The sequence below is a fragment of the Nostoc sp. CHAB 5715 genome (genome assembly GCF_020829685.1).
Classification (GTDB): Bacteria; Cyanobacteriota; Cyanobacteriia; order Cyanobacteriales; family Nostocaceae; genus Nostoc.
On sequence record NZ_JAIVFR010000146.1, the window covers coordinates 1 to 10,153 of the forward strand.

Sequence of the window (10,153 nt, forward strand, 5' to 3'; positions counted from 1 at the left end):
TATCATCCTGATCGTGAAGTTCTCTCATGCTCTGCTTACTCTCTTGGAGTGCTGTCTGCTCCTGTAGTTGAAAAATGGGGGAGTATAGGTGAAGCTGCAATCGTTGCTATTCCTCACTTGCTACATCTCTTAGATGATCCTATAGCTGATGTGCGTGCTACAGCAGTAGGAGCATTGGGGCAGATAGCATCAGTACCGTGTCTTTTGGAGCCAGTCTTTGATGCAGCACCTAAGATAATTGCATTGCTAGATGATCCGAATTATATTGTACGTTCTAGTGCAGTTTCTGCCGTAAGAAGTAGCAGATCACATGCTCAATCTGTTCTTCTAAAACTTATCCAACTTCTATATGATCCAGAGTGGTCTGTCCGCATGTCCAGTGTTCATACGATTGAGACGTTGGGTAATCTAGCTGCGGACGCTGTTCCACACTTGATACCCTTGCTTGAGGATAATGAACATTTTCTGATTCGTTTCGATGCTGCGACAGTGTTGATCAAGATGGGGGAATCTGGCAAGGTAGCTATTCCTTTTGTCAAGGCTGCTCTAGAAGCAAGTCTTCTAGGAAATGATTTCAGCCGTACTAAGGCTGCAATCTTGTTAAGCCAAATGGGGGAAGAAGAAATCGAGCTAGCAATTCCGCATCTGATTTCTTTACTCAGTACTCCGGTATTCTTTCGCACTTGGGCTGTTAATGCGTTAGGCAATCTAGGGGAGAGAGCTCGCATCGCTATTCCAGATTTGATGCTTCTTCTAGATCATGAAGATGAATACTTGCGAGATGCCGCGAATTCTGCATTATCGAAAGTATGGTATCAGTCTTGAGGCGTTGTAGCGTTAGTTAGGCATCGTTCATGTACCTATTTTTCGCGGTAGCGTTTGGGAATCCTGTGAACGGTTACGCTAATCTAAACACATTCCCCAAAAGATTAAATTGGGTTCCACAATTAAATGTGTCGCAATTTCAGGATATAAGGCTTGCAGATAGTTTAGTAATAAAGTGCGATCGCCCCCTTTAATCGCAATCCTACCATTAGGAAATAATTGCAACCACGCTTCAATAAAATATTTAATTCCAGCTAATATTGTATAAAGCACTCCACTTTGAATAGCTTCTGTAGTATTGAGAGCAAAACGTGGTGGTAGAGACGAAAAGTTTTGCATTTCTACTAATGGTAATTGTCCTGTTTGTTGACCGAGAGTTGCAAATTGTAATCCTAATCCCGGCAAAATTGCACCTCCAACTAGACACTGATTAGCATCCGCAGCAGTAAAAGTTAGCGCTGTCCCAGCATCAATTACCAACATGGGAAAACCCCAAGTTTTTCCAGCACCCCACAAAGCTAAAGCGCGATCAATTCCTAGTGTGGGATAAACACCTTTTAGCGGTACTTGGTCTAATGTAATAACATGAGTATTTGGGTAAGTTTTCCAAATAGCAGTTTGGCTGGGAACTACGGAGGCGACGAGGAGGGGAGGGGGAGATGAGGGAGATGAGGGAGATGAGGGAGATGGGGGAGATGAGGGGGATGGGGGGGATAAGGTAAAATTTTCTCCACCTGCTCTGTGATCGGGTGGAAAAATTTTCTCTAGTAAATCATCTAGAGTTTGAGATTTAGACAACTGTTGTATGACACACTCAGGTAAGTAATCGGTATCCCAAGCTGAGTAAAGCGTTTCGCCAATAAACAACGCCCAATGCAGTCGGGAATTCCCAATTTCCAATGCTAGCCAAATTTCCTCTATCTCCCCCATCTCCCTTATCCCCCTCATCTCCCTCATCTCCCCCATCTCCCTTATCCCCCTCATCCCCCTCATCTCCCCCATCTCCCTTATCCCCCTCATCTCCCTCATCTCCCCCATCCCCCTCATCCCCCTCATCTCCCCAATCCCTCTGCGGTTTCACACTTTTAACTTTTTTAAGTCAACCATAAATTTTTTAATAAAAATTAACATTCATCCCGTGTAACAATAAACCTAGAGGAACAAATACTCATTGTGTCAAGGAGGGGAGTTATGGTAGCGCTCACCGAAAAAACTGAAAAACGGCTCACCATAGAGCAGGTGGAAATCGCTCAAGAGACGACGGCTATTCGCTCTCTGGATTGGGATCGCGATCGCTTCGATATTGAGTTTGGTCTGCAAAACGGTACCACCTATAACTCGTTTCTCATCCGTGGGGAGCAGACTGCTTTAGTTGATACCTCCCACGAAAAGTTTCGTCAACTATACTTCGATACGCTCACCGGACTAATCAAGCCAACAGAGATTGATTATTTGATTATCAGCCACACCGAGCCAGACCATAGCGGTTTAGTTAAAGATTTGCTGCAAATGGCTCCAGAAATAACCGTTGTCGGTTCTAAAGTGGCGATTCAGTTTCTGGAGGATTTGGTACATCAGCCATTTAAACGGCGGATTGTGAAAAATGGCGATCGCTTGGATTTGGGCAATGGTCATGAATTTGAATTCGTGATTGCTCCAAATTTACATTGGCCGGATACCATTTTCAGCTTCGACCACAAAACCAAAATTCTCTATACGTGCGATGCCTTTGGGTTGCACTATTGCTCAGATAGCACCTTTGATGAAGACTTAGCGGCTATCGAAGAAGACTTTCATTACTACTACGATTGCTTGATGGGGCCGAATGCACGGTCAGTTTTATCTGCCCTAAAACGCATGGCGGAATTGAAAACCATCGGTATGATTGCCACAGGACACGGGCCATTATTATCTCACAATGTCGAAGAATTAGTTGGACGTTACCGCAGTTGGAGCCAAACGCAAGCCAAGCCAGAAACAGTGATTGGCATATTTTACGTTTCCGAATACGGATATAGCGATCGCCTAGCTCAAGCAATTGCCAACGGTATCGGTAAAACCGGTGTTGCCGTGGAAATTGTCGATTTGGGATCGGAAGTCGATTTACAAGAGCTACGGGAACTAGTTAGCCGTTGTGCTGGGCTAATCGTTGGTCTACCTCCAGCTTCTGGGGCTGGGAACATTCAAGCTGCACTCAGCACAGTTTTAGGATCTGCCAAAGAAAAGCAAGCTATCGGCGTATTTGAAACTGGCGGTGGCGATGATGAACCAATAGATCCTTTGCTGAGTAAATTCCGTAATTTGGGTTTGACAACAGTTTTTCCAGCGATTCGGATTAAAGAAACACCTACAGAAAATACTTACAAGCTGTGTGAAGAAGCGGGTACTGATTTAGGACAATGGGTAACACGCGATCGCAGCATTAAAGCCATGAAATCCCTTGGTGCTGACTTAGATAAAGCATTAGGTAGACTAAGCGGCGGATTATATATTATTACTGCCAAAAAAAGCGATGTATCCAGTGCGATGTTAGCCTCCTGGGTTGCTCAAGCCAGCTTCAAACCCTTGGGATTTTCCATTGCAGTAGCCAAAGATCGGGCAATTGAATCACTCATGCAAGTAGGCGATCGCTTTGTTCTCAATGTCTTAGAAGAAGGCAATTTCCAACCACTCATGAAGCACTTTTTGAAGCGGTTCGCCCCTGGTGCCGATCGCTTTGAAGGAGTAAGAACCCAAGCAGCCGAAAATGGTGCGCCTATCCTCAACGATGCCCTCGCCTACATGGAGTGCGAAGTCGTCAGTAGAATGGATTGCGGCGACCATTGGGCAGTATACAGCACCGTCTACGCCGGACGAGTTTCTAAGCCAGAAGCTTTAACTGCTGTGCATCACCGCAAAGTTGGTAATCATTATTAAGATAGGGAGTGGGGAGTAGGGAGTAGGGAGTGGTGTTTCCTACTTATTATTGCCCATTACCCTAAAAGTCATTATTAAGATAGGGAGTGGGGAGTAGGGAGTAGGGAGTGGTGTTTCCTAGTTCTTAGTTCCTCATTAACCCAAAAATCATGTCAGAAAGCATTATTAAAAAAGGGAATAGGGAGTGGTAATTCCGACTTCTTATTCCCTACTCCCCATTCCCTACTCCCTACTCCCTATGTCAACAAATAAACCCCGTGATGTTCAAGTTTATCCAATAGCTACAGATACAAGAATACTGCGATCGCGCAGTTGGTCTAGGCTCAGGTTTGAAATTGAATACGCTCTTGCTAAGGGTACAACTGCTAATTCTTATTTAATCGAAAGCAATAAAAGTGCCATCATTGACCCTCCAGGGGAAACGTTTACGGAAATTTATTTAAAAGCGTTGCAGCAGCGTATCCATCTCGAAGAGTTAGATTATGTAATTTTGGGACACGTCAACCCCAACCGCGCTGCAACTTTAAAAGCTTTGTTGAAAATTGCCCCGCAAATCACTTTTGTTTGTTCTAATCCAGGGGCGATAAATTTACGTGGGGCGCTGGAAAATCCAGATTTGCAAATTATTGTAATGCGGGGCGAAGAAACCCTAGATTTAGGCAACGGGCATAATTTACAATTTATTCCCACCCCCAATCCCCGCTATGCAGATCAACTTTGCACCTACGATCCGCAAACCGAAATTCTGTACTCAGATAAGTTATTTGGGGCGCATGTTTGCGGAGATCAGGTATTTGATGAAGGCTGGGAAGTATATAACGAAGATCGGCGCTATTATTTTGATTGCCTCATGGCTCCTCACGCGCGTCAAGTTGAAACAGCGCTGGATAAACTTGCCGATTTTCCCGTGCGAATGTATGCCACTGGGCACGGGCCTTTGGTACGCTATGGCTTAATCGAACTGACTAAAGCTTATCGAGAATGGAGTCAACAGCAAACATCTGCTGACTTGACAGTGGCGTTAATTTATGCATCAGCTTATGGGAATACGGCAACATTAGCCCAAGCGATCGCTCGTGGGATTACAAAAGCTGGCGTTGCTGTAGAATCGATTAACTGCGAATTTACTCAACCAGAAGAAATCCGGGCGGCTGTAGAAAAAGCCGGTGGTTTCATCATCGGTTCTCCTACCCTTGGCGGTCATGCACCCACACCCGTGCAAACAGCTTTAGGAATTGTGCTATCTACTGCTACTAACAATAAACTCGCTAGTGTATTTGGTTCCTTTGGTTGGAGTGGGGAAGCAGTTGATTTAATCGAAGGTAAATTGAAAGATGCTGGCTATCGGTTTGGTTTTGATACTATCCGCGTAAAATTCAAACCCAACGATGCCACCTTACAATTGTGTGAAGAAGCTGGAACCGACTTTGCCCAAGCTTTGAAGAAAGCTAGAAAAGTGCGATCGCCAAGTCTTCCTGCAACAACTGTAGAACAAGCAGTTGGTCGGATTGTGGGTTCTCTTTGTGTTCTTACAGCCAAAGAAGGCGATCGCTCCAGTGCTATGTTAGCCTCTTGGGTATCTCAAGCTAGCTTTAGTCCCCCTGGTTTAACCATAGCTGTAGCTAAAGACCGCGCAGTAGAAACACTGACGCATACAGGAAACAAATTTGTCCTCAATATTCTTAAAGAAGGCAATCACTTGGGATTGATGAAGCACTTTCTCAAACCATTCGGCCCAGGACAAGACCGATTTGCTGATGTCGCCACCGAAGAAGCTGAAAATGGTTCTCCCATACTTACAAATGCCCTAGCATATCTTGAATGTTCCGTACAAAACCGGATGGAATCTGGCGACCATTGGCTAGTTTATGCCACTGTCGAGAATGGCAAATTGTTAGATACTGATGGCGTGACAGCTGTGCATCATCGCAAGTCGGCAACTCATTATTAATTAGGTATTGGGGACTGGCTATTAGGAAATTCACCTAGTACAGGTCGGCGGAAATAAACCGTCCATTCAAAATGAACGAAACGCTTACGTTGTATTCATTTTGACTTTTGACTTTTGCCTTGTGGTACTAGTCTTTAGAATTTTCCACAATCCCCCCACCTGATTCTAATAATTGAAGAGCTTCAGCCTTCGACATAACAGCCGTAGCAATGAGATCAGATCCTCCGCCCAAACGTGCAAGGACTCTGATAACTTTACCATTCTTATCTTGTATAGTCACAATGTAGCTTTTCGTCATGGTCACGACTTTAGCCCCAGCTATAACTTCCACTCCCTTGCTTCTTGTCTGAACTATCAGGACTTGCCCCTCCTGCAAAACCTGTCTGTCAATAACCTCATCAGAAACTTCTGGGTTATGAAGTGCAGAATTTACTGGTTGAAAATCAGAAGATTGAGCTGTAGAAATCTCTATAAGTAGCGCTCCAATAAGAGCAACCATACTTGCCACCGGAAGTACGTAGATATTAGAGAGTTTAATTTGCATTGTCTTGTTAGAACCTTACTTTTACAAGTATAGTAAGGGTAAACGTCTCATGCTAATAGCACTAACATTGATATAGTTACAGTTTCATTGAGTGCAATTACAAGCCAACAAATCCCGGAATGTAGTCCAATAAAAACTGTTGTGGTAAATCTCAACCCCATTATTCACCTTACAGATGAGCAGTTTTATCAACTCTGCATAGCTAATCGGATATGATCTGGTCATGGAGTTCGAGTGGGATAAATCAAAAGCAGTGGCAAATTTGAAGAAGCACGGTGTCAGCTTTGAAGAAGCCAAAACTGTCTTCGGCAATTCTCTGGCAGTCATCTTTGATGATGAAGCGCACTCTAGAGATGAGCAGCGAGAAATCATTATTGGTCACTCTCAACAAAATCTCTTGCTGTTGATTTCCTTCACTGAGCGTTCTAATATTATTCGTATCATCAGCGCTCGTCTAGCTAATCGAAAGGAACGTGAAGATTATGAACGAAACGCCTTTTGAAAAATCCCAAAATTCTGATGATGAGCTTCAGGCTGAGTATCGCTTCGATTATCAGAAGGCAAAGCCCAATCGCTTTGCTGCCCGTAGTGGAACGCAACAATTAACAGTTGTGGTATTAGATGAAGATGTGGCTCAGGTTTTCACCACACCAGAATCGGTCAACAAAGTGTTAAGGGCGTTGATTAAGTCAATGCCACAAGCAGCAAACGGCGAAACAGCCTAACAACCTCGTTGCATCGGACAGTTGTAAGCCGTCTTATCAAAGGTATAGTCAACTCCAGCAAGTAGATGAAAGCAGACTATTTCGAGGAATCGCTTTTTTGTGAGTTGGAGGAGCTTCTACTGAGTACTATTCACTAGTCAAGTTTTGCATAAAAAAGGCTCAAGCATTGCTGCCTGAGCCTTTTCTAGATTCAACGAAATGACTTTCGCCTACTTAGCTTAGTACAGCTTTGCGTAAAATCGTGGCGAATTGAGGGTTGAAATTTAAACGCAGAGGGGAGGGGGCGCGTTGCGGGGGTTCCCACGCCACTTGCTTCAAGCAGGTGTTCCCGTCCAACGCAGTGGCTCCCCGTTGTAGCGACTGCCGTCACGCAGAGGTAAGCACAAAGGTACGCAGAGAATTCGCTACGAATTAATGAAATGTTGTACTTAGTAGCGATTACGGTTGTAGCCACCGCCACCACCACGATTACCACCACCGAAGGAATTACCTCGGTCTTCTCTAGGCTTGGCCTTATTCACTTTAAGGTCACGACCCAGCCATTCAGCACCATCAAGCGCTTCAATGGCTTTTGTTTCTTCATCTTCTGAACTCATTTCCACGAAAGCAAAGCCGCGTAAACGACCTGTTTCACGGTCAGTAGGTAGCTGAACACGCTTTACAGCACCATATTCTGCAAATACAGCACTCAGCGCATCTTGTGTAACTTCATAGGAGAGGTTACCAACGTAAATTGACATTAAATGTCTCCAAAATCATAAGTTTGTAGAGATTTAGATTTCGGAGAGAAGTCTGTAATACCAAAAGGGAAAAGCCTGTCAATACTAAAAACAAACACTGTCGCCGAATTAATTCTCATTTCACTTCCCATGATGACATAGCAACTAACTTTCTGGGGGAAATTTTCAAAACTGTTATAAAAAGTTATATAGCAGTCCGCTTTGATTTTTGAAACCTTCATTCTTGCTGTTGTTGCTATGGTATTTATCGTAAATTAAAGGGTTTAAGACCCGCAACGTCAACACGTAGTTCAGTTTCAGTCGGGGTTTAAATCCCCTTATGTAACTCTCTTCAATTTTGAATACAACGACTTGCTCAGTATAAGTTTTGAATACTTCGGCTACGCCCTTCTCTACGAGAGGCTGCGCCAACGGCTACGCTCAGGACAAGCTCAGTACAAGTTTTGAATTTTGAATTTTTAACGCCCTGTTTCTTGCCATATTACGCAAGAGGCATAAGAAAAAATAGTGTTTTCTAATACATTATAGACCCAAAAAGCAGTAAATATTTAATATTCTTAATAATTTAATTACTATAAATACGAGTATTTATGCAAGAATAAAAAATATGTAAAAACAACGGTAATTATTTTAATACCGTGCATATTTATGATATAAGGCAAAAAAATCATATCTTTAGAAAAATCCGGGTTTCTCCTATGGGTAGATTTCAGAAAACTGACAAATATTTATACTAAGTTTATAATTTATTATCTGCAAGAAGATTTTCTACCTCTGCGTAAGAAGTAGAGCGGTGAGAAGTTTTGGATTTTTATGGAAAAACAGTAATTTCTGATACAGAAAGTTCCTGTGAGACAGCTTACGAATTCTCGCCGTTTTTTGTTAATTAAATCTCTCAAAATTACTTGGTAAAACACGGCTGTTTAACCCCAAAAGCTCCCCAATAAGAGAAAAATAAATGATTTTGGATATGAATAAGCCGCACAAGCAGGTGAAAATTACAGATTCGGTAGCCGCCAACCAGCTCATTAATATCCAGTTAAATTCAGTTGTGAAGACTGAGGTAGCTATGCCTGAGGTGGTCACTGAGCCTTGGGAGAGCGTAGCCGTTGGCGCAGCCTCTCGTAGAGAAGGGCGCAGCCGAAGTGCGGGCTGCGCCTACGCAGATTTAAAGAGTAGACTTCTTGCAAACAGCAATAGTGCAACAGGTGGAAAAGGTAAAGGAAATTACTTACTTTTCTCCACCTCTGTAAAAAGTTTATTCATTTCTTGTTTGCTAGGTATAGCACTGCTGACGGCAAGTTGCGGCTCGTCGCCCAAAGAATCAGCAGATGCACAATCTCAGAGTCCTGGTAGTAAGGAACGCACTGGTGTAACACCTGTAGATGTGGCGATCGCTCGAACAGACTTGCTCGAAAAACAACTAGAATACACAGGTAATACAACACCCTTTCGGATTGTATCAGTGCGATCGCAGGTAGAAGCCCGGCTGTTGGCTTTGAACTTAGATGTGGGCGATCCGGTAAAGCTTGGGCAAAACGTCGGGCGGTTAGATGATGCTATACTTTCGACCGAATTAAAGCAAGCAGAAGCAGAATTAGCAGCCCTCAAATCAGAAGTAGCTAGAGCAACCAATCAGGTAAGCAATGCCCGTGCAGACGTTGAACGGGCGCGGCTAGAAGTGGTACAAGCTCAGGCAGACTCCCAACGGCAGCAGAGGTTGTTCAAAGCTGGAGCGATCGCTGAACAAACTGCCCAGCAAGCACGTACCGAGGCAAAAACAGCTGCCCAGGCACTGCGGGCAGCCCAAGAACAAGTGCGTACAGAACAGCAAGCCGTCGCCGCCGCCAAAGGTAGAGTACTTGCTCAACAAGCATTGGTTGCTCAAACCAAAGAGCGCAGTTCTTACGCTCGGCTGACATCCCCCATCACTGGCATAGTCACAGAAAAGGTAACAGAACCCGGCAACCTTCTGCAACCAGGTAACGAAGTCTTAAAAATTGGCGACTTTAACCGTGTCAAAGTCGCCCTTGCAGTTTCGGAGTTAGAACTGGCACAAATTCAGGTTGGACAGTCTGTACAAGTGCGCTTAGATGCCTTCCCCAACGAAAGATTAATTGGCAGAGTTACGCGCATTTCCCCAGCTGCCGATGCCACAGCTCGCTTGATACCTGTAGAAGTAGTGATTCTCAACACTCAAGGGAAAATTGGTAGTGGACTGCTGGCGCGAGTCAATTTTGAAAACCAGACTCAACAGCGCGTAGTAGTGCCGCAAACAGCTATTCAGAAACAAGCAGCCACTAATAACTCCAAGGGAACAGGGGAGACGCAAACAAATGTACCGCAGGACTCTTCCCCAGCTAACACATCTAGGATAGCAGAAGCAAAGTCACAAGATCCAAGTGGGACAATATTTGTCGTCAAAGACACAGAAGGCAAAACCAAGGTAACA

10 protein-coding genes are annotated in these 10,153 nt (G+C 44.1%); 7 read left to right on the plus strand and 3 right to left on the minus strand.

Features of this window, described 5'->3' with window-relative positions:
* The coding region (locus LC574_RS10495; RefSeq protein ID WP_229453466.1) for a HEAT repeat domain-containing protein at nt 1-825 on the plus strand (825 nt) is incomplete at its 5' end.
* Nucleotides 826-903: 78 nt separating this feature from the next.
* On the opposite strand, the gene LC574_RS10500 is transcribed toward LC574_RS10495, so the two are convergent.
* Complete coding sequence (locus LC574_RS10500; protein ID WP_229453467.1) at nt 904-1,755, minus strand: pantothenate kinase; 852 nt, start codon at nt 1,753-1,755, stop codon at nt 904-906.
* On the opposite strand from LC574_RS10500, the gene LC574_RS10505 reads away from it, so the two are divergent.
* From LC574_RS10505 to LC574_RS10515, 3 genes are all read left to right on the plus strand, one after another.
* Entirely contained in the window at nt 1,725-1,934 is a 210-nt protein-coding gene (locus tag LC574_RS10505; protein WP_229453468.1) for a hypothetical protein, read from the plus strand. The genes LC574_RS10500 and LC574_RS10505 overlap by 31 nt on opposite strands.
* Nucleotides 1,935-2,016: 82 nt before the next feature.
* Nucleotides 2,017-3,741 (plus strand): diflavin flavoprotein, encoded by a 1,725-nt coding sequence (locus LC574_RS10510; protein ID WP_229453469.1) that lies wholly within the window; start codon nt 2,017-2,019, stop codon nt 3,739-3,741.
* A gap of 238 nt (nt 3,742-3,979) precedes the next feature.
* Nucleotides 3,980-5,692 carry a diflavin flavoprotein gene (locus tag LC574_RS10515; protein WP_229453475.1) on the plus strand — a complete coding sequence of 571 codons (1,713 nt, stop codon included), beginning with the start codon at nt 3,980-3,982 and terminating at the stop codon, nt 5,690-5,692.
* Between the two features lie 127 nt (nt 5,693-5,819).
* On the opposite strand, the gene LC574_RS10520 is transcribed toward LC574_RS10515, so the two are convergent.
* A complete protein-coding gene (locus tag LC574_RS10520; RefSeq protein ID WP_229453470.1) occupies nt 5,820-6,236 on the minus strand; it encodes a hypothetical protein in 417 nt (138 codons plus the stop codon).
* 223 nt (nt 6,237-6,459) lie between these two features.
* Between LC574_RS10520 and LC574_RS10525 the strand changes: the two genes are divergently transcribed.
* Complete coding sequence (locus LC574_RS10525) at nt 6,460-6,738, plus strand: BrnT family toxin (protein ID WP_229453471.1); 279 nt, start codon at nt 6,460-6,462, stop codon at nt 6,736-6,738.
* Nucleotides 6,719-6,961: a hypothetical protein gene (locus tag LC574_RS10530; protein WP_229453472.1), complete on the plus strand. Its 243-nt coding sequence runs from the start codon at nt 6,719-6,721 to the stop codon at nt 6,959-6,961. Before LC574_RS10525 ends, LC574_RS10530 begins: the two co-directional genes overlap by 20 nt.
* Nucleotides 6,962-7,389: 428 nt before the next feature.
* Here the strand turns inward: LC574_RS10530 and LC574_RS10535 are convergent, their stop codons facing one another.
* Nucleotides 7,390-7,701 (minus strand): RNA-binding protein, encoded by a 312-nt coding sequence (locus LC574_RS10535; RefSeq protein ID WP_229453473.1) that lies wholly within the window; start codon nt 7,699-7,701, stop codon nt 7,390-7,392.
* A gap of 958 nt (nt 7,702-8,659) precedes the next feature.
* Between LC574_RS10535 and LC574_RS10540 the strand changes: the two genes are divergently transcribed.
* Nucleotides 8,660-10,153, plus strand: a 1,494-nt coding sequence (locus tag LC574_RS10540) for an efflux RND transporter periplasmic adaptor subunit (RefSeq protein ID WP_229453474.1), incomplete at its 3' end; no start/stop codon positions are given.

Bases quoted from the DNA above. Each gene is read 5' to 3' on its own strand.
- LC574_RS10535 (WP_229453473.1), bottom strand. From the start codon at position 7,701: ATGTCAATTTACGTTGGTAACCTCTCCTATGAAGTTACACAAGATGCG.
- LC574_RS10520 (WP_229453470.1), bottom strand. From the start codon at position 6,236: ATGCAAATTAAACTCTCTAATATCTACGTACTTCCGGTGGCAAGTATG.
- LC574_RS10510 (WP_229453469.1), top strand. From the start codon at position 2,017: ATGGTAGCGCTCACCGAAAAAACTGAAAAACGGCTCACCATAGAGCAG.
- LC574_RS10530 (WP_229453472.1), top strand. From the start codon at position 6,719: ATGAACGAAACGCCTTTTGAAAAATCCCAAAATTCTGATGATGAGCTT.
- LC574_RS10505 (WP_229453468.1), top strand. From the start codon at position 1,725: ATGCTAGCCAAATTTCCTCTATCTCCCCCATCTCCCTTATCCCCCTCA.
- LC574_RS10525 (WP_229453471.1), top strand. From the start codon at position 6,460: ATGGAGTTCGAGTGGGATAAATCAAAAGCAGTGGCAAATTTGAAGAAG.
- LC574_RS10500 (WP_229453467.1), bottom strand. From the start codon at position 1,755: ATGGGGGAGATAGAGGAAATTTGGCTAGCATTGGAAATTGGGAATTCC.
- LC574_RS10515 (WP_229453475.1), top strand. From the start codon at position 3,980: ATGTCAACAAATAAACCCCGTGATGTTCAAGTTTATCCAATAGCTACA.